19 protein-coding genes and 6 tRNA genes are annotated in these 24,632 nt (G+C 39.7%); 5 read left to right on the top strand and 20 right to left on the bottom strand.

What is annotated here, in order from left to right:
- Positions 1-99 precede the first annotated feature (99 nt).
- The 5 genes from glmM to sigW form a co-directional block, all read right to left on the bottom strand.
- Positions 100-1,443 carry a phosphoglucosamine mutase gene (gene glmM, locus ACFQ19_RS13620; protein ID WP_379592966.1) on the bottom strand — a complete coding sequence of 448 codons (1,344 nt, stop codon included), beginning with the start codon at positions 1,441-1,443 and terminating at the stop codon, positions 100-102.
- A 35-nt stretch (positions 1,444-1,478) separates the two neighbouring features.
- Positions 1,479-2,708, bottom strand: coding sequence for a CdaR family protein (locus tag ACFQ19_RS13615; RefSeq protein ID WP_379592964.1), 1,230 nt, complete (start codon positions 2,706-2,708; stop codon positions 1,479-1,481).
- Positions 2,701-3,522 (bottom strand): diadenylate cyclase CdaA, encoded by an 822-nt coding sequence (cdaA, locus tag ACFQ19_RS13610; RefSeq protein WP_379592962.1) that lies wholly within the window; start codon positions 3,520-3,522, stop codon positions 2,701-2,703. Before cdaA ends, ACFQ19_RS13615 begins: the two co-directional genes overlap by 8 nt.
- 253 nt (positions 3,523-3,775) lie before the next feature.
- Positions 3,776-4,417 (bottom strand): anti-sigma-W factor RsiW, encoded by a 642-nt coding sequence (gene rsiW / locus ACFQ19_RS13605; protein ID WP_379592960.1) that lies wholly within the window; start codon positions 4,415-4,417, stop codon positions 3,776-3,778.
- Between the two features lie 15 nt (positions 4,418-4,432).
- A complete protein-coding gene (sigW, locus tag ACFQ19_RS13600) occupies positions 4,433-4,996 on the bottom strand; it encodes an RNA polymerase sigma factor SigW (RefSeq protein WP_379592958.1) in 564 nt (187 codons plus the stop codon).
- Between the two features lie 135 nt (positions 4,997-5,131).
- Here sigW and ACFQ19_RS13595 point away from each other — a divergent pair, with 135 nt between their 5' ends.
- A complete protein-coding gene (locus tag ACFQ19_RS13595; RefSeq protein ID WP_379592956.1) occupies positions 5,132-5,284 on the top strand; it encodes a Spo0E family sporulation regulatory protein-aspartic acid phosphatase in 153 nt (50 codons plus the stop codon).
- Positions 5,285-5,573: 289 nt separating this feature from the next.
- Here ACFQ19_RS13595 and ACFQ19_RS13590 read toward each other — a convergent pair whose 3' ends face one another.
- The 10 genes from ACFQ19_RS13590 to ACFQ19_RS13545 all read right to left on the bottom strand — a co-directional run bounded on the left by ACFQ19_RS13590 (position 5,574) and on the right by ACFQ19_RS13545 (position 11,083).
- Positions 5,574-6,689 carry a phosphomevalonate kinase gene (locus ACFQ19_RS13590; RefSeq protein WP_379592954.1) on the bottom strand — a complete coding sequence of 372 codons (1,116 nt, stop codon included), beginning with the start codon at positions 6,687-6,689 and terminating at the stop codon, positions 5,574-5,576.
- Between the two features lie 11 nt (positions 6,690-6,700).
- Positions 6,701-7,675 (bottom strand): diphosphomevalonate decarboxylase, encoded by a 975-nt coding sequence (gene mvaD, locus ACFQ19_RS13585; RefSeq protein WP_379592952.1) that lies wholly within the window; start codon positions 7,673-7,675, stop codon positions 6,701-6,703.
- Positions 7,676-7,776: 101 nt separating this feature from the next.
- Complete coding sequence (gene mvk / locus ACFQ19_RS13580) at positions 7,777-8,736, bottom strand: mevalonate kinase (RefSeq protein WP_379592950.1); 960 nt, start codon at positions 8,734-8,736, stop codon at positions 7,777-7,779.
- Complete coding sequence (locus ACFQ19_RS13575; protein ID WP_379592948.1) at positions 8,733-10,022, bottom strand: hydroxymethylglutaryl-CoA reductase, degradative; 1,290 nt, start codon at positions 10,020-10,022, stop codon at positions 8,733-8,735. Before ACFQ19_RS13575 ends, mvk begins: the two co-directional genes overlap by 4 nt.
- A 433-nt stretch (positions 10,023-10,455) precedes the next feature.
- Positions 10,456-10,528: transfer RNA gene (locus tag ACFQ19_RS13570), tRNA-Lys, on the bottom strand.
- Between the two features lie 44 nt (positions 10,529-10,572).
- Positions 10,573-10,644 (bottom strand) — tRNA-Gln (locus ACFQ19_RS13565).
- Positions 10,645-10,654: 10 nt separating this feature from the next.
- Positions 10,655-10,739, bottom strand: a tRNA-Tyr gene (locus ACFQ19_RS13560).
- 42 nt (positions 10,740-10,781) lie between these two features.
- Positions 10,782-10,857 (bottom strand) — tRNA-Thr (locus ACFQ19_RS13555).
- A gap of 7 nt (positions 10,858-10,864) precedes the next feature.
- Positions 10,865-10,937, bottom strand: a tRNA-Val gene (locus ACFQ19_RS13550).
- A 71-nt stretch (positions 10,938-11,008) separates the two neighbouring features.
- Positions 11,009-11,083: transfer RNA gene (locus ACFQ19_RS13545), tRNA-Glu, on the bottom strand.
- A 298-nt stretch (positions 11,084-11,381) separates the two neighbouring features.
- On the opposite strand from ACFQ19_RS13545, the gene fabI reads away from it, so the two are divergent.
- The 3 genes from fabI to ACFQ19_RS13530 all read left to right on the top strand — a co-directional run bounded on the left by fabI (position 11,382) and on the right by ACFQ19_RS13530 (position 15,279).
- A complete protein-coding gene (gene fabI / locus ACFQ19_RS13540; protein WP_379592946.1) occupies positions 11,382-12,158 on the top strand; it encodes an enoyl-ACP reductase FabI in 777 nt (258 codons plus the stop codon).
- 189 nt (positions 12,159-12,347) lie between these two features.
- On the top strand, positions 12,348-13,775 hold the full coding sequence (locus tag ACFQ19_RS13535) for an aldehyde dehydrogenase family protein (RefSeq protein WP_379592944.1): 1,428 nt from the start codon (positions 12,348-12,350) through the stop codon (positions 13,773-13,775).
- Positions 13,776-14,043: 268 nt separating this feature from the next.
- Entirely contained in the window at positions 14,044-15,279 is a 1,236-nt protein-coding gene (locus ACFQ19_RS13530; RefSeq protein WP_379592942.1) for a metal ABC transporter solute-binding protein, Zn/Mn family, read from the top strand.
- Positions 15,280-15,371: 92 nt separating this feature from the next.
- Here the strand turns inward: ACFQ19_RS13530 and ACFQ19_RS13525 are convergent, their stop codons facing one another.
- The 4 genes from ACFQ19_RS13525 to ACFQ19_RS20345 form a co-directional block, all read right to left on the bottom strand.
- On the bottom strand, positions 15,372-15,983 hold the full coding sequence (locus tag ACFQ19_RS13525; RefSeq protein ID WP_379592940.1) for a class D sortase: 612 nt from the start codon (positions 15,981-15,983) through the stop codon (positions 15,372-15,374).
- A gap of 132 nt (positions 15,984-16,115) precedes the next feature.
- Positions 16,116-17,606 carry a glycosyltransferase gene (locus ACFQ19_RS13520; RefSeq protein ID WP_379592938.1) on the bottom strand — a complete coding sequence of 497 codons (1,491 nt, stop codon included), beginning with the start codon at positions 17,604-17,606 and terminating at the stop codon, positions 16,116-16,118.
- 88 nt (positions 17,607-17,694) lie between these two features.
- On the bottom strand, positions 17,695-19,389 hold the full coding sequence (locus tag ACFQ19_RS13515) for a hypothetical protein (RefSeq protein WP_379592936.1): 1,695 nt from the start codon (positions 19,387-19,389) through the stop codon (positions 17,695-17,697).
- A 78-nt stretch (positions 19,390-19,467) separates the two neighbouring features.
- The gene (locus ACFQ19_RS20345) at positions 19,468-22,500 is read right to left on the bottom strand and encodes an adhesive domain-containing protein (protein WP_449290093.1); all 3,033 of its coding nucleotides are present in this window, start codon (positions 22,498-22,500) and stop codon (positions 19,468-19,470) included.
- 771 nt (positions 22,501-23,271) lie between these two features.
- Here ACFQ19_RS20345 and ACFQ19_RS13500 point away from each other — a divergent pair.
- A complete protein-coding gene (locus tag ACFQ19_RS13500; RefSeq protein WP_379592934.1) occupies positions 23,272-23,646 on the top strand; it encodes a helix-turn-helix domain-containing protein in 375 nt (124 codons plus the stop codon).
- Positions 23,647-23,811: 165 nt separating this feature from the next.
- Here the strand turns inward: ACFQ19_RS13500 and ACFQ19_RS13495 are convergent, their stop codons facing one another.
- Entirely contained in the window at positions 23,812-24,591 is a 780-nt protein-coding gene (locus tag ACFQ19_RS13495; RefSeq protein WP_379592932.1) for a DeoR/GlpR family DNA-binding transcription regulator, read from the bottom strand.
- Between the last annotated feature and the right edge of the window lie 41 nt (positions 24,592-24,632).

The raw sequence follows: 24,632 nt of genomic DNA, 5'->3' as shown, positions 1-24,632 counted from the left end.
CGCGTCTTTATATGAAGGGCGACATAATCAGGGGTACCAACTCAAAAAACGCATGGATGCTTCCACCCATGCGTTTTTTAGCATTACATGATACTTAAATTATGCCCCTAAATGGTTTCCAATAACTTTCACAATACGTTCTGCATATGCCTGACAATCTTCTTTTGTTTTTGCTTCTACCATAACACGAACAAGCGGCTCTGTTCCGGACGGGCGCACTAAAACGCGGCCGTTCTCGCCCAATTCTTCCTCCACAGCTTGTACCTCATCTAAAACAATCGGGCTGGTCAGCGCCTCATTTTTATCAACGACCCGGACATTGACCAATGTCTGTGGAAAGATAGTCATTTCATCAGCCAGTTCAGATAAGGGCTTTCCTGATTCCCGGACAACATTCACAAGTTGTAATGCAGAGAGAAGTCCGTCGCCTGTTGTAATATAATTTAAAAAGATAATGTGACCAGATTGTTCTCCACCTAAATTATAGCCGTTTTTGCGCATTTCTTCCATAACATAACGGTCGCCAACTGCTGTTTTTTCACTTTTTAAACCTGCTTCTTCCAATGCTTTATAAAAGCCTAGATTACTCATCACCGTAGACACCACCGTGTTCTCACGCAGCATACCAATTTCACTTAAGTATTTTGCGCAGATGAACATGATTTTATCGCCGTCTACCAGCCTTCCTTTTTCATCCACTGCGATTAATCGGTCTCCGTCGCCGTCAAATGCCAGACCAACATCCACTTCTTTATCGAGCACAAACTGTTGTAGACGTTCCGGTTGTGTAGAACCAACACCGTCATTAATATTCAACCCGTTTGGAGAAGAGCCCATGGAGTGAATATCTGCTTCTAAATCCGCGAATAGATGTGTAGCCAGACTGGATGTCGCTCCATGCGCACAATCCACTGCAATACGTAAACCGTCAAAATCATTATCAATCGTATCCTTTAAGAAGGACAGATATTTTTGTCTGCCTTCAAAGTAATCACTTACGGAACCAATAGCAGCGCCAGTCGGACGAGGTAAATCATCCACTTCTTTTTCTAATAGAGTTTCGATTTCTGCTTCTTGATCATCGGTCAATTTAAAACCGTCCGATCCAAAGAATTTAATACCGTTATCTTCTACAGGATTATGAGATGCAGATATCATCACACCTGCCTGCGCACTCATTGCCTTTGTTAAATAAGCAACACCCGGGGTGGAGATAACACCAAGCCGCATCGCTTCAACACCTGTTGATAATAAACCCGCAATCAACGCACCTTCCAGCATGTATCCGGAAATACGGGTGTCTCTGCCGATTAGAACACGCGGCTTATCATTGTCTTTTGTTAAAGCATAACCGCCAAACCGGCCGAGCTTAAATGCCATTTCAGGAGTCAGCCCTTCATTCGCTACTCCTCTGACCCCGTCTGTTCCAAAAAATTTACCCATTTTTTATCTCTCTCCTTTGACCATCCAATATACAACTATTCTTCGGCTTGAGCCGGGTCCGTTATTTCAACCGTTACTTCTTCTACATTGCTTGTGGCTGTTACATTATCTGGAGCTTCAATGTCAATAGGCACATCATGTGCTCCCGCTTCCAAATCTGATAAATCCAGTGTAGCCTGAACGTCGTCTGCCGTTACATCATTTACCTCCGAGGCATCCCCTGTTATTTCTACATTCAGCTCAGGGTCTGTATAAGAAGTCTCCAGTCCATTTGCTAAACCTTCTTCCTCTAAAGATACATTTTCAAATTCATTTGTTCCTTCCACTTCAACCTCTACTTCCACTTCTTCTGCGTCAGGTGCTTGTACCTCTTCCGGTAAATCCAGCGGTACTTCCACTGTTCCGGATTCTTCAATTTCAGATAAGTCTAATGGTTCGGTACTTACTTCTGAAACATCTTCCAACACATCACTTTGAGAGAAAATCTCTACTTCCTCTTCATTTGCGGTAATAGAGTCCAGTTCTAGATCTTCTTCCAATTCTCCTGTAGTCTCTACAGAAAGCGGCACCGATTTGCTTGGATTATCTACATCAACAGAAACTTGAATACTTTCCGGTTCCATTCCGACATTTAATTCATTTCCCTGAACGTCATACACATTCACCGGAAGTTCCCGATTATCAATGGAAGAATCTACATCCTCCATATTCACATAGACCTTTACTGCGCCAATGGCTTCAATCACTTCCCTGGAGCTCGTAATGGACACTGTTTCAGGGTCAATACTGTAGTCAACGACTTCATGACCGTCTGCCATCCTATCCTGATTAATGAAATCAGGGGTTACCGTGAACTCTTGTGATGCGCGCTCTTCAATCGTGACTTCTACCGTCTTTGGTTCAATAAATGCTTCCACATCACCTGTAATGTTATGTTGTAATTCCACAACGTGCGTGCCTTCTTCTAATCCTTCTAAGTCAACAAACACATCAAAATTACGCTGAAGCAATAGTGGTGTCACATTGGCAGGCGTCCCTTCCAAGCTTATTTGCACTTCTTCTGGAACCCCGCTGACAACATACCGTTCGCGATCAATATCTATATCCACAGGGACCTGGTCCAAAACCTCTGTGGAGCTGGTGGATCTAGAGAAAGTTGCATCAGAATTTGGTGTTTCTGACACATTGACGAAAGCATAAAGGGTGACGGCAAAGGCTAAAGAAAGAATACGGACAAACCATTTACTCTTAAACCAATTATCCACGTTTACCATTCCCCCATTTCCATAATTTTTTATCAGAGGATTTTGGTACAATTGACAAGTGTGTTAGCAGCATTTCCCTTAATTTTTCTTCATTAATATCACGATGTAATTCCCCGTTTTTCGTACAGGAAATAAAACCTGTTTCTTCAGAGACAACAATTGTCAACGCATCAGTTACTTCACTTATTCCCATCGCTGCACGATGCCTCGTGCCCAGCTCCTTTGAAATAAACGGGCTCTCCGATAAAGGAAGGTAGCATGCTGCAGCAGTAATCTCTTCATTTTTTATAATCACCGCACCGTCGTGCAACGGTGTGTTCGGTGTAAATATGTTTGTCAAAAGCTGGTGCGTAAGCTTTCCATTAATCGGAATGCCTGTTTCTGCATAATCACCAATCCCTGTTTCCCTTTCAATAGAGATTAGCGCACCAATTCTTCTTTTTCCCATATAATTACAAGATGTAACAATTGCCTCAATTTCATTTTGTATAATTTCTTCTTCAGAACTGCCAGATCTGGCAAATATGTTCCCTCGTCCCAGCTGTTCCAGCGCTCTCCGCAATTCCGGCTGGAATAAAATAACAATTACGATAACTCCCCAAGAAATTACTTGGCCGGTGATAAATTGTACAGTTTGCAAGCTTAACAGCATACTTACACCCCATACAACCAATACAACCGCTATTCCCTTTAACAGCTGAATAGCTTTTGTTCCTCTGATCAGCATGATTAATTTATATAATACATACCAGACGAGAGCGATATCAACGCCAATTCGCAGCAGATTTAAAATGTCAAATCCCCCATCAAGCATGCGCACACATCCTTTACCCAATAGAATAACCTGTTTATTTTTACAACAACCGATTGTATTATTATGAACAAATTTACAGTCGGTACTTATTATATCATAAATTTAAAAAAACAGACCTGTCTGTTGTTGATTCTTTTTCGTTTTTTTCTGATGTTATATATCATAACTTTGGTAGTAACCCCTTCTTCTCCTAACGAAAAAGAGAGCACTATACAGCTCCCTTTTCTCCTGTCCTATCTATTTGAACATCTTTTTAAAATGAAATTAATCCTTTAACAAAATGCTTTATATGATACCAAACCCACTCGAACGAACGGTCAACGGTCTCCAATTCGCCATTTACGCCTCCTGCTGACGCCATCAGACCGCCGCCTTCAAGCTCTGATTCACCATCTACCAATTCGCCATTAAACAGGGTGACATTTCCATCAATTGTTCCAAGCACTAATAAATCACCGTTTTTTACATAGACATCGCCTGGAACAGTAACACCTTCTGGAACAACTACTGTATCGCCATCAACAATCAGCTCTTCTTGGGCAGAAACAACGAGTTGATCGGTTCCCTGATTAAACGTAGAAGAAAGACTGCCCACCATTAACAAGAAAAAAATCGCTGCTGCGACTAAGATTGGATGGTGTTTAAACCATCGCTTGTACTTCATAGATTTCTTCTCTGTAGGCAAATGTTTCATAACATTGTCGGTAAAACCATTGGGCGCTTCGATTCGTTCTGCACTTTGAATGAAAGTAATGGTTCGATTCAGTTCGTGAAAATGCTTCTGACATTCTTCACAATCCTCCAGATGTTTTTTAAGTAAGCTTTCATCTTCTGCGGAAATATCTCCATCTAAATAATCATGCATTATTTTTATATATTTTTCATTACAACTCACATCAAGCACGCTCCTTTACACATGTCGAAGCCTCTTTCTTAAAGCCTCTCTCCCACGATGAATTCGCGTTTTCACCGTACCAAGAGGAACATCAAGAATTTCACTAATCTCCTTTAGTGAAAATTCTTCTAAATACCGGAGCATGATAATACTTCGATATCTAGATGGAAGCTGCGAAATTTCATGGTGAATATACCGTTTCAACTCTCTGCTTTCGGCTTCTTCTCCTGGAAGACGCTCTGTACTGGCAAGCTGCGAATACATATCCAAACCATCTGTTCCCTTCACTTCCGCATCAAGGTGAAAATCCGGTTTACGCTTGCGCATACGGTCAATCGTTAAATTGGTAGCGATACGGTATAACCATGTCGAGAACTTTCTATTCTCATCAAATGAATCAATATTCACATACGCACGTATAAATGCTTCTTGTGCAATATCTTCCGCTTCGTGCTTATTACCAAGCATACGATAACAATGCCGGTATATTTTATCTTGATAAAAGGTTACTACATCTGAAAAAGCAGACTGATCCCCTTTTTTTACTTGTATAATTTGTTTCTTTATAAATTGGTCCATTTCATTACCTCCGCATGATGCGGTACTCTCTATACGAAACAACCGCTTGTAAGGTTTCACTTAAAAAAAGAATGTTTATTTTTTCTTGGGCAGGGTATATCTAATGATAAGTATACTAAAAAAGGAGTGAAATTTGTGGACAAAAAGACATTATTTACTGAAATTGAAGCATGCAGACAAGAAATGCTGGCGTTATCCGAAGAATACGGATTAGACTCCGAATCTGTTTTAACGAAAAGCGAAAAGCTGGATGCATTAATTTATGCTTATTTAAAAAAACCTTCTTAGATAGATACGTATGCCTATTTTTAAAGACATGTCCTGTATGTCTTTTTTTGTGACAAGGTTTCTCCACAATCATCTATATGTACTTTTCTCCAATTAAATATATATCTATGATAATAATATCTTATTTTTCTCCACACTTCATTAATCATTTTCATTTTTTATAAGAAACTTAAAAATATTTGAAAGATAGTAACGGTGTTTCTTTCATCTCAATTCCAAATAAAAAAACCGATTTACAATGCGACGTATTGCAAAGCGGTTCTTCATTATACTTTCTCCTATGCATCTTTTAACTTGTTTCCTTTTCTTCAATCACTATTTCTCCGCCTATAAATGGAGACAGTGTCAATGCTTTAATACCGGCTTTCTCCCAAGCATCTGCTAATTGTTCTGCTGCTTCCTTGGAAGGCATAAAAGCAATACCACAATCACCGCCTCCAGCTCCGGAAGGCTTTCCAGCACCTCCCAAGTCTTCTGCTAGACGGCATAAGACTGCTAAATCCGGGGTTTCAATATTTGTATCAGCTGCTTTTCCTACTTGATTCAAAGCTTTCCGATTTGCCTTTATCCCTTCAAACAATTGGCAGGAAGCATTATTTTCAGCACCTGTCAAAAATTGAGTGACAGCTTGTTTACTATCTTGCAGAAAGGTCTGATAGGCTGTTGCGTTATTTACTTTTAATAAACTAACCTGATTCACTAAATCTTTCGTCGATGCAGCACTGCCTGTCCAGCCCACACAAAAATAAACATTGGCAGGTAAAGTAATTGGATTGGTTTTATAATACTTCCAATCCTTCGCCACGACTTCAGAAATAGAATCCGCTTCACGGTATGCTTCTAACAGCCAATCAGCCTGAAAGGAAGAAAATTGCAACAACCCGCCATAAGTAGATGCTGCTATATCTGCGCCTGATCCATTTCCTTGTGTTATCACATGAGATAACGCAGACAAGCGAAAAATCGTATCTTTTTCAGCCAATTCAGGAGCCTGAAAACGCAATACTCCTGCTACAATAGACGTAACAATAGCTGCACTCGAGCCTAAACCATATTTCACTCCAGAAGCATCGTCTAATTCACTGCGCGTAGATACATGCATTGGGCGGACAGGCAAACCTTGTTCTTCCAAATAACGATAAGTAACCCGGAGTGCGTCCTTTACAAAAGACAACCGGGAATCATCTGATTCAATATGTATATCTGTCTCTCGCCATGACCAAGGAACCTTATGAAGGGAAAAGTCCGATAACGTCAACTGGTGACTATCCGCTTCCGATACTGTTGCATAGACAAATCGGTTAACAGCCATCACTGCCAGGTCCTGGTAAGGCTCTAATACGGCAAACTCTCCCGCTATCATTAATTTCCCCGGTACTTTGACTGTGATTGATTTGACCGCCATATTCTCCCTCCTTACATATAACTGATTCCGCTTCCTGGTTTGCTAATAATAATATCTTCAACGCCTTCTACTGCATTGAGACGTGTTTTTATTTTATCTTCATCTTCCGGAAGATACAGCACTTTTACATTTGGTCCGGCATCAATCGTAAAGAAGGCAGGAATTCCTTGTTCTCTCAAGCCCTGTACCGTCTGCATCACCCGCATCGTGTTATCTTGCCAATAAGTAAAAGGCGGATTCGCTCCTAAGGTCGTTGCATGCATTCGCAAACAGTTTGCCTCCGTAACGCTCCCCATTTTCTCAAAATCTTTATCAGCAATAGCCTGTTTTATTTCCTGCAAATCCTTTGCTGTTTGCTCCAGCCAGCCGGCATAAAAAGGAGAGGTATCTATGGTTCGACGCATCCCCTCTCTGCTTGAAACCTTTTTCACTGTTTTGGACAAAACCACTGCAGCAATGCGGATATTCCAATGAGACGCATCAGCAACTTGAATAGCATATGAATCCAAACCGTCTTCACGTTCTCCCATTTGCCATTCCACAAAACCTCCATAGATGGAGCGGGAAGCAGATCCGGAACCTTGACGGGCCAATCTTGATAATTCCCTGTCCTCCAAGGAAAGCCCGATTGCTTTGGTACTTGCCGCAGCCAATGCCGCAAGACCGGAAGCAGAGGAAGCAAACCCGGCAGCAGTAGGAACATGATTCACAGATTGAACCTGTGCATAGATTTCCTTTCCAGAAAGAGCTCGTACCTTATCTAAAAATACCGCTATCTTTGTGCGTGCATCTTCTTCTGCGCTTTGTTCATTTAAGATAAAGGAATCCTCTGTCAGGTGTTCCTGAAAATGCACTGTTGTCTCTGTGGAAAAACCATCTAATGTCACGGAAAGGTTGCTATTTGCAGGAAGAATCAATGACTCGTTCCGCTTTCCCCAGTACTTAATTAAAGCGATATTCGTATGTGCTCTTGCTGTTGCTTTCATATTTGAATCCCCTTTTCTATCTGCAATCCCTGAATCATTCTGTTATCCCATTACACGCAGCTGTAAGCAATGAAAAAACTTGTACGGAATGAAATGACCTTTTATTTCTTTAAAACAAATGGCCAGACCGCTGCTGCGCCAAACCGGCGTAATTTTTCTGCCAGTTGCTTGGAATGAACTTCATTTTGCGCAAGGGCAATGATACAGCCGCCATTTCCGCCGCCTGTTAATTTTGCCCCTAAAGCTCCTTCTTCACGGGCAAAACGGATTAATTTATTTAATCCAGCATCACTTACGCCTAATGTTTCCAATTCTTTTTGTGCTTCATTTAGCAGTTGCCCTAAAAACTGCTTACTCGCTTTTTCTAAAGCTTCTTTTGCATGATGCGTTAACTCCCCGATCCGCTCTATTTTAGAATGGATACGATGTGGAGCTGTTTTTAATAAATTTGCTACAGATTCAACCGAAGTACGAGTATCTCCAAATCTGCCGGAATCTGCCACAATAAAATGAAGGTCTTCTCCTAATTCAATGTGTTCTACAGGATTGTCCTTTTTATACCATACCGGTTTGTCCGAAGTAATGGTCAAAGTGTCCAATCCACTAGGCGCTCCGTGTGCATAGGTTTCTGCCACATTTGCTAATTTCAGCAAGTCTTCTGGCGAACATTCCCTCTCACAATAATGGAATAAAGATCGGATAACAGAAATAGCTACAGATGCACTGGATCCAAGCCCTTTCCCCGGAGGCACAGAAGAATTAATCCGTATCAGCAAATCTTTATAAGGAATCCCAAGATATTCACAAGATTTGGAAACACATTCCACAATCCCTTCCAACTCTTTCGGAGCATGCTGCAATGGACCATGATAAAAAGTACTATCCATTTTCACCGTTCCTGGAACGTACTCAATCTCCGTCTCTACACCGATCAAAGGAAATGGAATAGCAATTGCCGGCTGTCCGTGTACAACCGCATGCTCTCCAATTAAAATGACCTTACTATGAGCTATGCCGATAGCTGTTTTCTCCGATGCTGTTACTTTTTCTGCACTACTCATTTTTTATACTGTTCCACCAATTCTTCAGCTTTTCCCACACGGATTTCTTGTTGTTCTACTAATTGTTTTGCTATCACATCAATCATCTCCCCAGTTGCTCCTCCAGCTATTGCAACAGAACGTGAATGAAGAGCCATATGCCCTTTTTGAATACCATCTGTCGCCAATGCCTTGAGCGCTCCAAGATTTTGGGCAAGACCGACTGCCACAATGACTTGCGCAAGTTCCTCTGCTGATTCAATATGCATAATGGACAAAGAGAAGTCAGCCAACGGATGCACACGGGTCGCGCCTCCGACCGTTCCTACAGACATCGGCAGTTCTATTTCACCAACTAAGTTCCCTTCCTCGTCTTTTGACCATGTGGTCATAGAACCATAATGTCCGTTTCTGGCGGCATAAGCATGCGCTCCAGCCTCTACGGCTCGCCAATCATTGCCTGTCGCTATCACGACAGGATCAATTCCATTCATAATTCCTTTATTATGTGTCACAGCACGATATGGGTCTGAAGCAGCAAATTCATACGCATGAATAACACCGTCTCTTACCTCTTCTCCAGCAAATGTACCTGTCTGTAACAAATGTGGAGGTATCACGCATTTAGCTGTGGCAAGGCTGCGATCTGCATAATTCGATAAAATACGCAGATATACTTTTCCTTTTGTTATTTCTTCCACAATCGGAGCGATAGATTCTACCATCGTGTTAATCATATTTGCTCCCATTGCGTCACAGGTATCTACATAGATATGCATTACCAGCATTTTGCTATATGACGACGCATCCTCTTCATTGAGAATCCGGACATCTAAATCTTTTACACCGCCGCCCCGTCGAACAATGCTTGGGTAAGCATCATCAGCAGCTTTCATTAAAAGTTCTTTTTGATGAAGGATTTGTTGCTCTGCTTCTTGAAAATCCGGACAACCGACAACCTGAATCTGTCCAATCATCCGTCTCTCTTTCGACTCTGTTTGAAACCCGCCAGCCTCTCTGACAATCTTTGCAATATGGCTGGCAGAAGCAACGACGGACGCTTCTTCAATAGCCATCGGCACAACATATTCTTTCCCATTTACTAAAAAGTTTAATCCTAAACCAAAAGGCAGCTGATAGGTGCCAATAACATTTTCAATCATATTATCAGCTTTTCCTACTGTAAGCGCATCTGCATCAGACACATTCTGCGTTTCAGCTTCTGTTAAAGAAAAGGCTTCACGCAATAGTGCCCGTCTTTCTTCTACTGTCATATTATAAAAACCGGGTATCCTTGAAGAGGTCATGCCTAGCTCATCCTTTTTATTTATCATATCTAAAAATATACTTTTTATTACGAAGTACTAAAAGAAACTATTTTGATTATAACACGAATTCCACCGTTTTTTCATTTTGAAGATGTTTATTTCGTTACTAGAACAAATACTTGATGCGATGGTCAAGCCCTGTCTTTTTTCAGTGAAACAAATGAAAGAAACAGCATTCGTTAAAGCTTATCTATAAAACGAAACTTCATTCAGTGGGAGTTTTTGTTTTTCTCCCACTGAATGATTAGTTGAGTGATTCAGGGAGTTAGCGCCCGTTATCTCCCGTCTAAAATACATTTACTCTCTCTTTATTTGGAAGCGGAAATTTTACGGGCGGTTCTCCGTGATAAAGAAAAAAACGAGATAAGCTTATCCCGTTTTTCTGTGTGCTCTATACTTGTCATTCTTGTAATGAGCCATGAAGGATTCGAACCTTCGACCCTCTGATTAAAAGTCAGATGCTCTGCCAACTGAGCTAATGGCTCCCATTATATATCTTGCCGAGAATAAAAAAGGCATAAAAAAAAGGCTGGGCCACCAGGATTCGAACCTGGGGTGCACGGGATCAAAACCCGATGCCTTACCGCTTGGCTATGGCCCAACAAAAATCATGGTGGAGGGGGAGAGATTCGAACTCCCGAACCCTGAGGGAGCGGATTTACAGTCCGCCGCGTTTAGCCACTTCGCTACCCCTCCGTCATATTGTTAACCATATTATAAATAACTATACATAAAAAATGGTGCCGGCCAGAGGACTTGAACCCCCAACCTACTGATTACAAGTCAGTTGCTCTACCAGTTGAGCTAGGCCGGCGTGATGATGGAGGATGCAGGGCTCGAACCTGCGACCCCCTGCTTGTAAGGCAGGTGCTCTCCCAGCTGAGCTAATCCTCCAGAGCATAATATGTATGCATGTAAATGCCGCAAAAAAATGCGTGCTTTATATATTTTTTTATTAAAAATATTGGTGACCCGTACGGGATTCGAACCCGTGTTACCGCCGTGAAAGGGCGGTGTCTTAACCACTTGACCAACGGGCCATGATTGCTACTATGAGGTGTTTTTGAAAATATCTCTCGCAAACTGACGAATTTTATTATATCGAGGAACCAACCGTTTGTAAAGAGGAAAATGAAAAAAACTTTATTTTATTCCCAAAAAGATACACAAGCACCATCAGCCCCTATTTTAAGGCTTTGTTAATGATAGCATTTTATACAAATTTTCATCTTTTCAACTCGTTTCTTCTATATAAAAAGAAAAACAGGTTTTACCTTTATCACCTGGTACTAATCCGTTATAATAGAAAGTAAGTAAAATGTTGAATGGAGGAAAAGTATGACAAAGCTATTAGAAGGTAAAAATATTGTTGTAATGGGTGTCGCAAATGAAAGAAGTATTGCATGGGGGATTACCAAATCGTTACATAATGCCGGGGCTAATCTTATTTTTACAAATCGGCAGGAAAGATCCTATAATAAGTTAGTAAAACTTTTAGAGAAACATGAAATAGAACCAAAAGCGATTATCTCGTGCGATGTTGCATCAGATGAAAGTGTTAAAGAAGCTTTCCAGGAGATAAAAGAAAAAACCGGAGTCATTCATGGCTTGGTTCACTCTGTTGCTTTTGCAAAACGCGAAGATTTACAGGATGAATTTGTCACTACTTCCCGCGACGGCTTCCTGCTGGCTCAAGAAATCAGCGCTTATTCCTTAGTCACAGTAACAAATGCTGCAAAGGAATTGATGACAGAAGGCGGTGCAATTGTGACACAAACTTATATCGGGGCAGAGCAAGTCGTTCCCGGCTATAATGTCATGGGCGTTGCCAAAGCATCTCTGGAAGCAAGCGTACGCTACTTAGCTGAAGATGTAGGTAAACACGGAATCCGTGTGAATGCAGTATCAGCAGGCCCTATCCGTACACTTTCTGCAAAAGGGGTGGCTAACTTCAATGAAAAAGCACAAGTTGTTGAAGAAAAAGCTCCATTGCGCCGTAACATTGATCAAGACGATGTCGGAGATGCTACGTTATTCTTCCTGAGTGATTTAGCACGCGGAATCACTGGAGAAGTATTGCATGTCGATGCCGGTTTCAATATTATTGGTGGTTAACTCGCTTACAGACATTAAAAACTGTCTCTCTTTCAAAGGAGGGACAGTTTTTTATTGGAAAAAGAAAGGATTCATTTGTGTTTAACGTTTTATTATAACGGGAATGAATCATAATGTAGCCTTCGGAAAGGTTAAAAAATAGCTTTTGAAATAAGATGAATTGAAAAATATACAAAGGGGTGGAATAAAATGTATAATTATATACAGCATTATATTAACGGTCAGTGGGTCGATTCCACTGGAAACGAAACAATTGATGTGATTAACCCTGCAACAGAACAAAAAATCGGTGAAATCAGCTCCGGTACAGAAGAAGATCTTGATAAAGCTGTTCAAGCTGCACGAGATGCTTTTCCGGCGTTTTCACAAACAACTCAAGAAGAGCGCGCTGCATTGTTAGACCGCATTGCAGATGAATATGAAAAACGAAAAGATAAATTTATTGAAGTAATTATGGAAGAACTTGGTTCTCCAATTAATTTTACTACCAATGTGCAGTATCAAATGGGATTAAATCATTTCCGTACAGCTGCCAAGCTGGTACGTGATTTTGCATTTACCGAACAACGAGAAAATTCCTTTATCCAAAAAGATGCGATTGGTGTGGCTGGTTTAATCACACCATGGAACTTCCCGACAAATCAAGCATCCACAAAATTGGCAAGTGCGTTTGCAGCAGGAAGCACAGTCGTATTAAAACCATCTACGGAAACACCTTTTGCCGCTGTCTTACTCACCGAAGTATTTGAAGCCGCCGGCGTTCCTAAAGGAGTATTTAATTTGGTGAACGGCACAGGCTCTACCATTGGTAATGGTATCAGCAATCACCCGAATATTGATTTCGTATCCTTTACTGGTTCCGGCGGCGTAGGTACGAAAATTATGGAAAACGGCGCTCAAGATATTAAGAAAGTTTCCTTAGAACTTGGAGGTAAATCGCCAATTGTCGTATTAGATGATGCCGATGTGGATTATGCTGCTAAAACAGCAATTTCCAACATCGCCGGCAATACCGGTCAAGTATGCACTGCCGGAACACGGGCACTCGTTCCAGAATCCATGCATGATGATTTTATTCAAGCGATTAAAAACCATATTTCTGAATATCCTGTCGGTGACCCTAAAGATGAATCTACTTTCACTGGACCGCAAGTATCTGAGGATCAGTGGAAAACAGTTCAAGATTATATCCAAAAAGGCCTCGACAGCGAAGCAACCCTTGTTACGGGCGGAGCAGGTAAACCAGAAGGCTTGGAAACCGGATATTATTCTAAGCTGACTGTATTTACAAATGTAAAACCTGAAGATACGATTGCTCAAGAAGAAATTTTTGGTCCGGTTCTTTCCATTATCACGTATAAAGATTTAGATGAAGCCATCGATATTGCCAATGGCACCATTTACGGATTAGCAGGTTATGTTGTCGGCAATGATCCAGAAGCACTAACCAAAACAGCAAGGAGCCTGCGTTCAGGCAGAATCGTTGTCAATAACGAAAAAGCCGACTTCACTGCGCCATTTGGCGGTTTCGGTCAATCTGGTATTGGACGTGAGTGGGGAGACTACGGAATTGAAGAATTCTTAGAACCAAAAACTATTGTAGGATTACCTTCTTAAAGAGATTAAAACAGCACAAAATAAAAAGATGCAAAAGGATCTTTAAAATCAGCAGCTTTCTTAGCTGCTGATTTTTTTTTGAAAAATATCTTGACATCCATTCTAAAAACCTGTACATTTTAAATCGTAACGATTACGAAATTCAGAAATTATTGCTACTTCGGTTTATTTTTTTATAAAGAAAACCACAATAAAGTGAAACTACATTCGCAATGGATCTTAATTAGAAAGTATTCAAACGCACTATTAAATAACGGAGGTACATATGATGATAAAACGAATGATTATTTTTTCCGGCCTTTTCCTACTCTTTCTTGCCGGTTGTCAATCTGCTGAGGACGGCCAGGACGGGAACCAAGAGCAGCTAGAAATTTCTACAACTATTTTTGCTTTGGAAGATTTTATTTCCAAAATCGGCGGAGATTATGTTGATGTAGAAAGTATCTACCCGCCGAATGCAGATGCACATACTTACGAGCCTAGCTCCCGTGAGATGGTCGATTTAGCTAAAGAAGATTTATTTATTTATTCCGGCGTCGGCATGGAACCTTTCGCCTCTAAAGCAGAAGATATTCTGGAAAGTGAAGAAGTTGAAGTCTCCGCAATTGGCGAAGATATTCCGCTTCGAGGAGAATCAGGCCATGACCATGATGAGGAAGAGCATTACCAAGAGGAAGAAGCAGAAGATAATGGAGATATTATCATTGACGGTATAAATGACCATTATCACAGTGGCGATACAGCGAATTTAGAAGCAGAAGCAGACACGGAAGAAGATATCGCAGAATGGAATTGGTATTACCGGACTGCCGGTTCGGAGGAATGGGAACAGGATGAAGATGCAGACAATGCTTCCTTTGAAACGCAAATCAATGATACTTTAGAAGTTAAACTGGAGCTTGAAGACGCTGACGGGGAAGTCATTGCAGAATCAGGTATTGTAGAATTACTCGTTGATAATCATGACGGCGAAAGCGGTGTTGGTGATCCGCACGTGTTTCTGGACCCCGTCAGAAGCATTCAATTAGCTGAAAATATTACAAACCTTCTCATTGAAGAAATGCCGGAACACGAAGATTACTTCACGGAAAATTTTGAGGAATTACAAGGGCAATTGGAACAAGTGGATCAGGAGTTAGAACAAACCATTGAAGAAGCAGATCATCCGCAAATGATTGTCTCCCATGCTGCCTATGGTTACTGGGAAGACCGTTACGGATTAGAGCAAATAAGTATTCAGGGGCTGTCCTCCTCACAAGAGCCTTCTCAATCAGCCTTAGTAGAAATCGTTGATACTGCTCGCGAATATGACTTGAACTACGTCGTATTTGAAAGAAATATCAGCAGCAGAATCAGTGAAATTATCCAGGAAGAAATCGGTGCAGATAGTGCCGTTCTCAGTAATATGGAGACCATTACCGACGAAGATATAGAAAACGGTGAAGATTACTTCAGCCTGATGGAAAAAAATATCGAGACGTTAGAAACCGTACTAAATGATTAAAAAAAGCTTTCTTCCAGGGAGGATACCTCTGGAAGAAAGCTTTTTTTACCACCTGCATACATGTACACCAAAACAGCACGTAAACTCCCTTTCTAATTTTCAGAAACTGGATAAGCATAAGCAACAAACCGGTCCGGTGCACTACCTACAAAATGAAATGGATAGCAGGTCGTAACAACTAGCACCTCTTCCCCCATTTCCCGGATAACAGAAGTATCGTCCTCCGGCACAATTTCCGTTTCTCTTATTTCATACGTATACTCCCCGTAAGGCATCTGTACAACAAACGTATCTCCTATCTCCAGTTCACCAAAATCACGAAAAACGGTATCACGATGTCCTGATAAAAGAATCTGTTCCTCTTGTCCGGGAAATACCGAATTGGATAAATGGCCGACTCCTTTTTCTAATGAATCCGGATCCGTTCCTTCTACGATAGGCAATGTTTTTTCCAACTTGGGGATTTCCAGTGTAGCGAACGCTTCATCCTGCTCGGTGTCGAATGATTCTACGGCCTGTGCTGTATCCTGGCTGGATGCATTATCTAGTTCAGTTTCACCCTGTTTATCCATTCCTTGCTTTATTCTTTCTTCGGCCTGGATTAAAGACTGCTGTTGCGATTGTTCTTGCCCTATAATTTGATATCCGAAAACACCTAAACAAACAACCCCTATAATTATGAGAAGGATACCAATACGTTTCATGGAAGCCGCCCCCTTCTGCCGCTCATTTTTTCTATTACAATAAAATATGTAAAAGTTTTCTAATATAAAGCATTATCCTATCTTTATATTAACTATACCACAATATATGACTGATTTAAGCATTTTAACAAACTAGCTCAGATTATTCATTAATTGTTTCCATTTATCTGCTACTTTATCCTCTGCGTACTTTGCAGCTGTGTTCACTGCTTCCTGGCGGTACTGAAGCTTTTCTTCATCTGTTTTATTTAAGTAAGCAATAATGTTCTCCGCAAATTTTTCTTTGTCATCAAATGCAACAAGAAAGCCATTTGTCTCTTCCTGAATCATCTCATCAACACCGTAACGAACATGATAGCTTCCAACCGGACAGCCACATGAAAGGCTTTCTAAAACACTCATCGTAAAGCCCTCTCCTTGGCCCGCAAATAAAAATAATTCACTGGTAGCATAGATACTATCCACGTTATCTACATATCCTTTGAACTTCACATTATCCTTTAAATTTAACTGATGAACTAACTTTGTTAAATTCTTCTTTTCCTTCCCGGTTCCATAAATCTCTAATAACACATCTGGAATGCGTTTTTTTACCAAAGACACAATTTCCAATAAATGATCTAAATTTTTTTCAGAAGATAAGCGGCCGACCGAAACTAATTTATTTGTCCGAGGTGCTATTTCATCCAGATTTTCAACTGTCTGGCAAGGATGTGGAATCGTAACTAAATTATTAATACCAAATTGTTCTTCAATATCTCTTTTTTGATTATGTGTTAACACAACAATATTATCAAAGCTGTACGGACTATTCAGAACATCTTTATAATTCTTATTTAACTTCGAACGGAATTTCGTATTTGCAAAATACGTAGAATGGAATACCGAGATTGTTTTTGCATTTAATTGCTTTCTCTCTGTAAAAAGCGGGCTATACCTTTTATTACGGTCAATAATGATAACAGGCTCTTCTTCTCCGATGATTTTTTTCAAAAAATAAAGAATAAGCGCCTGTTCATCCGGAAGCACTGTATCAAATACAGCATTTTTATCACTTATAAGATAAGGACCATCCTCATATTTTATTATAACGCGCTTACCATAGACATCAAAATATTCTGTCATGAATACGGAGTTATCCTCACGTAAATATTCTGTATGAGATAATTGGCCGAACCGGTTAAACCGGTCACGAACAATTTTCTTCCCGTCATGAAAATAGTTGATATAACTTAAAAGATTATTCGGTCTCCATATCATATATTTCACAAGATTATCGTTCGAATCATACATACGGCAATACGTTATACCTTCTGACTCTTCTTCCTCATAGCTATATGTTTTTTCCTTTTTTATTTGATAAGAGGAGAGATTTTTCCCTTCTTCACTGCGTTGAAAATACTCGAATAAATTAATCATAGTTATATTTTTATCTACAACGCCGTTTTCAACATAACGTTCCCAATTTGTATGTACATTCACGTTTTTACTGAATGTCACAAATACTGGTTCAATATTCAAGTATTTCACAAATATATTTCCACGTTTCATTGCTGATTTCTCAATACCTGTAAGATGTTCTCCAATATTTGAATGTAAAAAATAAACTTTTTTCTTCTCCAAAGTTGAGCACCTTTCCTTATCTAAAATAATAACTGCAAAACGCTGTTGACTTATTCATGGAGCAAAACTTTACTTAAATTATTAAATTTCACTGTTCGTTTCCCTTCAAAAATAAATCATAATACGCACAGTATCCAGACAAATAGTGTTCTACGTCATCAATGCGTGTCCGGAAGGAATGATGCCTGATGAAAAAGCTGCCGGCTATCCTTTTCGGATTTTCAAAATACATGGCAAGCTCTGGATAGAAAAAACCATTACGCTGGTACTCTGCTCGTTTATGAATCGTTGTTTCTAATTTCGATTCATCGAAATCCAATTCCGTTAATAAGTCTTCCTGGCCATCTTTTTTCATACGATTAATCATGTGATATGCAGCCATCGTTAATTCCAAGAAAGTAGGATAAGTCGTGATTCTTTTATAAATATAGTCCAATTTATTTTGCACATTTTGCAAGCCAAATTGGTAGTATTTACGAAGTGGCTTGTATAACGTCAGCTCATTCGTACAATAGCTCAACCAGTGATCATAATGTTGCCAATGGTCATTTTCAATAAAGTATTCAAATGCATGTTCTACAGCTTGCAACCATTGGTTGTCTTGGTCTATTTTATATAAACGCATTAGTGCAAAAGCTGCTTCTCCATCATAATAAACAATCCGAAAATCCTGTTTAACCTCTAAAGAAGGGTAATGTAATACATGCACAAAGCTGCCATTCTTTTTTTGAAGTTCTAAAATACCTCTTGCTAATTTTTGAGCTACAGGAATATATTGATTGTCACAAAAGACTTCTGCATATTTTGTTAATGCAAGAATAGCTGCCGCATTGGCGCCTAATTTTATTTCCTGTTTACCTTCTTCAACACCATCAATCACATAAGCAGTATTATTGGTCTCATCAAAATATATTTTGCGCTTTATTAAATGAATTATCCCTTGTGTAATAGCTTGAGAGACTTTCTCATTTGGAATAAATTCATATGACTCTACCATGGCATAAAGTGTACTACAATGACGTAACATATTATAAAATTTTATTTCTTTATCAAAATAAGAAAAATAACCATAAACAAATTCTCCGTTAGGTTTACTTAAACTGGCTAAATATTGTTGTGCCCCGTCCACCATCATCTGAACTTCATCAGTATTCAGCGGCGTATCTCTTCTTCCATTATCATAATCCCCTTGCTTCAAAGGAAAACATTGATCATTTTCATAGAAATACCCTTTTGTCTCGAAAAGATATACTTTTTCTACTTGCTTAAAATGGACCGGACTTAATTTAGGACGATGTTTTTTTATATAATTTTGTAGATTTCTTTCTTTGATAAAACCTCTTTTTGTTTCTGAATCAATTTGAATGACTGCATTTCCGTTTAATTCCTGTTCTAAGAAAGCATGTTTAAAATCCTTATCAAAACTGACTCCTTGACGAAAATAATTTTTCCTTGTTTTTGTAATCCGCTGTATGAATTCATATATAGATACAGGTATGATATCTGTTACAATATCTATTTTTAATGATGTGAACTGCTCTTTTATTGCTCGTAAATAAGATTGTCCTTGATTGTGTATGTTTGCCCAAGCTTGAGAGAAATTTTTACTTTTTGAATTAAAAACGGTTGCGCGTTTATCTTCAAATCCTATAGACAGAAATATAGTTACAGAGGATTGATTATTTATTTGTTGGACCATATCTTTATCTTCTATTATATAACGCTTTAACTGTTCTAAACTTTCTTCAAAATCTTGGTAAGATATTTTTTCCACTGCTAACATAGGATCCTCCCGATATAAAGTAGTACTATGTACACAAAAGCAAATGTCTTTTAACATTTGCTTTTGCGCTTTAATTTTTTATTGGCCAGTATTTTTTCTTCTGGAAAATAACGTTACTCCTGCCCCAATAGCTACTGCGGCTAGACCAACAAGACCAATTGTCCAAACAGAAGTTGCAGTATCTGGAAGTGTTTCATCACTCTGCCCATTTTCTGTAACTGTTGTTTGATCATCGGAATCTATATCTCCGCCAGGTGTGGTAACAACACTATCTTCATCTTCTTTACTTTCCTCACCCTTTGGATCTTCAGGAATGGTAACTTCATTGTCATTATTAACATTTCCTGCATCATCTGCCGCTTCTATCGTCAATACATCACCTGCATTTGCAGCGTCTCCTGCAATTGAAATGACATACTCACCGGTAGCTGCGTTATAAGAAGCATCTTGCGTATTAACTGTCTCACCAGTTCTATTATTAATTAAATTCAACTCAGCAATTTCCTCATTGGTGATGAAGGATATTTCATAGCCATTTGTACTATCCCCAGAAATACTTATATCACTTAAATCAGGAGCGGCTGAATCTGCGTCGCTATCTGCGTCGGAGTCGCTGTCCGCATCGGAGTCACTGTCTGCGTCAGAATCTCCTTCGTCTGGATCCGCTGGTACTACCACAGTATTCTCATCATTTATATTTCCAGCCTCATCCGAAGCTTCAATTGTCAGCTCATCATTTTCTTCGACAGAATCTCCAGCTATTCCGAGGATATATTCTCCCGTCTCCTCATCATATGCAATTTCAACGATTTCAACTGGTTCTCCTGTTTCATTGTTAATTAATCCGATATCAGCTAATTCTTCATCGGATGTGAATGAAATCTCATAACCATCGGAGCTATTTCCATTTATATCTGCATCGCTTAATACTGGTGCTTCAGTGTCTGCGTCGGAGTCACTGTCCGCATCGGAGTCGCTGTCTGCATCAGAGTCACTATCCGCACCGGAATCGCTGTCCGCGTCTGAATCGCTGTCTGCATCGGAATCACTGTCTGCATCAGAGTCGCTATCTGCATCGGAATCGCTATCCGCATCGGAGTCGCTGTCTGCATCAGAGTCGCTATCTGCATCGGAGTCACTGTCTGCGTCAGAGTCGCTGTCTGCATCGGAATCACTATCCGCGTCGGAGTCACTATCCGCATCGGAATCGCTGTCTGCATCAGAGTCGCTATCTGCATCGGAATCGCTATCTGCATCGGAATCGCTATCCGCATCAGAGTCGCTATCTGCATCGGAATCGCTGTCTGCATCAGAGTCGCTGTCTGCATCGGAGTCACTGTCTGCGTCAGAGTCGCTATCTGCATCAGAATCGCTGTCTGCATCGGAGTCACTATCTGCATCGGAATCACTATCCGCGTCGGAGTCACTATCCGCATCGGAATCGCTGTCTGCATCAGAATCGCTATCTGCGTCAGAATCGCTATCCGCATCAGAGTCGCTGTCTGCATCGGAATCACTATCTGCATCAGAGTCGCTGTCTGCATCGGAGTCACTATCCGCATCGGAATCGCTGTCTGCATCGGAGTCACTGTCTGCGTCGGAGTCGCTATCTGCATCAGAATCGCTGTCTGCGTCGGAGTCACTATCTGCATCGGAATCGCTATCCGCGTCGGAGTCACTATCCGCATCAGAGTCGCTGTCTGCATCAGAGTCACTATCCGCATCGGAATCGCTGTCTGCATCAGAGTCACTATCCGCATCGGAATCGCTGTCTGCATCAGAGTCACTATCTGCATCGGAATCGCTGTCTGCATCAGAATCGCTATCTGCGTCAGAATCGCTATCCGCATCGGAGTCGCTGTCTGCATCAGAGTCACTATCCGCATCGGAATCGCTGTCTGCATCAGAGTCACTATCCGCATCGGAATCGCTGTCTGCATCAGAATCGCTATCTGCATCGGAATCGTCTTCTTCATCAAAGACAATCGTATCTTGACCATCTGAATCATTCAACAAGTCTACATCAATAGCAGTAGTCGCAACACCAGCGCCATTTACTGGAACTTCTCCTGATACACCAGCTGGATTTTCTACACCTACGTCCAAGTTCACTGTCATGGAACCAATAGCTTGTACACTTGCAAGATCACTGGATAAATCAATTGTTCCATCAGTAATTTGACCTATAAGTCCATTCGCTTCATCTGCTGCATCTGTAACTGCTCCCAGGGCTCCATTAACAGTCTCATTCAATCCACTTACAACTTCACCAACGCCCGGAATATTTTCAGCTTCAGGTAAAATTTCAATTTCTAAACCATTGGCAGCATCAACAACGTTTTGAAGCGTTTCAACAATTACATCTTGTACAGCTGTTTCAAGATGCTGGCCAACGCCATCTGTAAATTCGACAACGATTGTACCATCAGGGTTGATTGTATAATCCACTTGATCATTGTATTGCAGTAAATCGGCTAATGCATCATCCAAATTGTTTAGCGCATCAACTGCATTACTTAATTCATCTACTCCATTGATAGTAAGCAAATCTGCTGGAATAATACTACTTTGCAAGTCATCGACAACATCCAACACATCTGATACAGCACCTGTTAATGTTCCTGATAATGTATCTACGGCTCCGCCGACTGCAGGGAGATCATCCATTGTGATTGCTGTAAGATCAACACTTACATCAGCTGAACCTTGTTGATACATTTGACCAGCTAATTCCGGAATGCTAAATGCAACAACTCTGTCCGGATTAAGCGCTTCCGCATTAGCGACACCTGTACCATCTAAATTAAGATTTAGATTATAATCTTCACCAGATGTTGGTTCTGATAAATCCGCTGTAACATCTACATTCTCCAGTAAGCGCACTTCTGCCAAACTAGCAAACGGAGCAACATTTGAACTAGCTGCTGTACTAGCAATTTTTGGATTCGTTAATGCCTCACCAGGTGTTGATGCACTTGCAGCTGCAGGCAATGTATTAAATACTAATAATGAAGCAGCTGCTGAAGAAGCGAAGACCTTCCGCATTTTTTTCGATCGACTCACATTTTTAGCCTGCATTTTACGTTTATAATCAAAATTCTTTTTACTCAAATACTCACCCTTCCGTTGATTTCTCTACTAAAATATTGATGCAACAACAAAAATTTACAATAGCAACAGTATGATATGTATTACTTCTTCATAAACGCCTCCTTATTATTTAGCTAAATTCTAAGGTGACTGAATGAAACAAATAAATATTAAGTATATTAGCTAAAATAGAAAGTTTCAGATAAATTCCATTGATAGTAGATATAAAATAATTTACAAAGAAACAATCATCTACAAATAAATTAAATTTTTAATAGATAGGCAGAAAATAGAATCTTTTAATTATCAATATAAAAATAATAATAACTTAAATAAATTTCGAAACTATCAAATGGAAATCTGTTACTAGTAAAAGTATACTGAACTTTTCACCAGTTGAGGCAATTCTAACTAAGTCATTTATCCATGTAAACCGAGGACTTTTCTAGTTTTTGTTTGCTATTATTTTCCAATAATATTGCTATTTTTTTCTGAATTTACTATTTGTTCTTCAATCAGAAGTGTTTCAAAGCTATTTCAAAACTATTTCAAAAGTTTAACACTGGTCTTTATACCTAATAAGCAAAACATAACATTATATTTTTTTAGTAAAATGAATAATTAATCCCTTTTTAATTTTTATTATCATTTTTAAATAAGTCTAATTGCTCAACTTGTGATAAATTATGTTGTCTCAAATAACATATAACGGTCTTTTATTGCCAAAAAGTATTTTTTCATTTAACGAGTATGTTATAATAATTTCTAAAATAGAAATTCAAGAGGTGTATCATGAATACCGGTCAACGAATTATACAATTACGGTCACAAAAAAATTGGTCACAAAAAGTGTTGGCCAAACAAGTAAAGATAAATGTCAGTGTGATGAATCGAATTGAGGCTGGAGAACGTCCGATTAAAGGCGATGAATTAATTGTTATTGCGGATACACTAGGGGTCACAACAGACTACTTATTAGGCAAAGAGGCCCCCGTTTCTAAAATGCCTAAACAGAAACCAGAAAATACATATATCAAAAGTATTCAGAGAAATTTCCCAGATGCAAATGCTATGTTTCAGGATATGGCAAGTCTTTCCTCCGAGCAAATGCAGGATGTTTATGACTACCTACTTTTTAAAAAAAGCAGAAAGAGAAACATGAAATAAACGCGTTAAAATGCAGATGAAGACGTAATTAGAAATCCTATTTTCTATTCAAGAGTCAAAACTGCTGGAAAATACTACTATGACCACGAATAAAAGCACTGTACAGGAAAAATCCTTTGTACAGTGCTACCCTTAAATAAATATGATAACAAGAAACCAATACCTTTAGAGAGCAGAAATCACTTGGATGTTATGATCCACCAGCTTCTGCTCTGTATCCGAACCAATAAAATTATTCGTGATAAGTACATCTATTTGATCTGTATAAGCAAATGGTGCGCTGGATGTCGCCCCAATCTTTGAATGGTCAATGACAGCTACAATTTTGCGCGCTTTGTGAACCATATGCTTTTTTAACTCCACTTCATACAAATTAAAATCGGTCAGACCATTCTCCACTGAAAAACCATTGGCAGAAGTAAATAGAATATCAATATTCAATTTATCCAATATCTCCACACTTAGTGTGCCTTCCATTGTCGTAGATCCTTTTGTTACCACTCCACCAATTAAAATAACCGTAACATTCGGGTTGTCTTTTAATTCAATCGCTGTTTGTATACCGCTCGTTACGACAGTCAGCCGAATCATTTTTTCGTTTAGATAACGTGCTAATTCGAGAGCTGTTGAGCTAGCATCCAGCAAAATACATTGTTTTTCTTCAATAAGTTGAAAAGCCTCCTTGGCGATTAGTGACTTTTCTTCACGATTTTGCCTTTCACGCACGTAAAAACTGGTATCATAATCATCATCGCTCTGTTGATTTAACATCGCACCGCCATGAGTACGAGTTAAAAGACCTTCCCTCTCCATTTTATTTAAATCCGCGCGCAAGGTTGCTTCAGACACACCGACTTGTTCTGATAATTCCCTTACAGTCAGCCGGTATTTATCATGTAAGAGCTTCATTATCTCGTTTCTTCTTTCCATAACAAACATTTTCATCCTCTGTCATCCTCGCAAAAAATATCTATTTCTGAATAGTT

It is taken from the genome of Oceanobacillus locisalsi (assembly GCF_042675985.1).
GTDB classification, from domain to species: domain Bacteria; phylum Bacillota; class Bacilli; order Bacillales; family Amphibacillaceae; genus Oceanobacillus; species Oceanobacillus locisalsi.
The sequence above is the reverse complement of the archived record's forward strand: the minus strand, read 5'-3'. Positions and strand labels throughout refer to the sequence as shown.

What these genes read in the sequence shown, in the direction of transcription:
- glmM (WP_379592966.1), bottom strand. Translation starts at nt 1,443, where the DNA reads ATGGGTAAATTTTTTGGAACAGACGGGGTCAGAGGAGTAGCGAATGAA.
- cdaA (WP_379592962.1), bottom strand. Translation starts at nt 3,522, where the DNA reads ATGCTTGATGGGGGATTTGACATTTTAAATCTGCTGCGAATTGGCGTT.
- sigW (WP_379592958.1), bottom strand. Translation starts at nt 4,996, where the DNA reads ATGGACCAATTTATAAAGAAACAAATTATACAAGTAAAAAAAGGGGAT.
- ACFQ19_RS13590 (WP_379592954.1), bottom strand. Translation starts at nt 6,689, where the DNA reads ATGGCGGTCAAATCAATCACAGTCAAAGTACCGGGGAAATTAATGATA.
- mvaD (WP_379592952.1), bottom strand. Translation starts at nt 7,675, where the DNA reads ATGAAAGCAACAGCAAGAGCACATACGAATATCGCTTTAATTAAGTAC.
- mvk (WP_379592950.1), bottom strand. Translation starts at nt 8,736, where the DNA reads ATGAGTAGTGCAGAAAAAGTAACAGCATCGGAGAAAACAGCTATCGGC.
- ACFQ19_RS13575 (WP_379592948.1), bottom strand. Translation starts at nt 10,022, where the DNA reads ATGACCTCTTCAAGGATACCCGGTTTTTATAATATGACAGTAGAAGAA.
- fabI (WP_379592946.1), top strand. Translation starts at nt 11,382, where the DNA reads ATGACAAAGCTATTAGAAGGTAAAAATATTGTTGTAATGGGTGTCGCA.
- ACFQ19_RS13535 (WP_379592944.1), top strand. Translation starts at nt 12,348, where the DNA reads ATGTATAATTATATACAGCATTATATTAACGGTCAGTGGGTCGATTCC.
- ACFQ19_RS13530 (WP_379592942.1), top strand. Translation starts at nt 14,044, where the DNA reads ATGATAAAACGAATGATTATTTTTTCCGGCCTTTTCCTACTCTTTCTT.
- ACFQ19_RS13525 (WP_379592940.1), bottom strand. Translation starts at nt 15,983, where the DNA reads ATGAAACGTATTGGTATCCTTCTCATAATTATAGGGGTTGTTTGTTTA.
- ACFQ19_RS13515 (WP_379592936.1), bottom strand. Translation starts at nt 19,389, where the DNA reads ATGTTAGCAGTGGAAAAAATATCTTACCAAGATTTTGAAGAAAGTTTA.
- ACFQ19_RS13500 (WP_379592934.1), top strand. Translation starts at nt 23,272, where the DNA reads ATGAATACCGGTCAACGAATTATACAATTACGGTCACAAAAAAATTGG.
- ACFQ19_RS13495 (WP_379592932.1), bottom strand. Translation starts at nt 24,591, where the DNA reads ATGAAAATGTTTGTTATGGAAAGAAGAAACGAGATAATGAAGCTCTTA.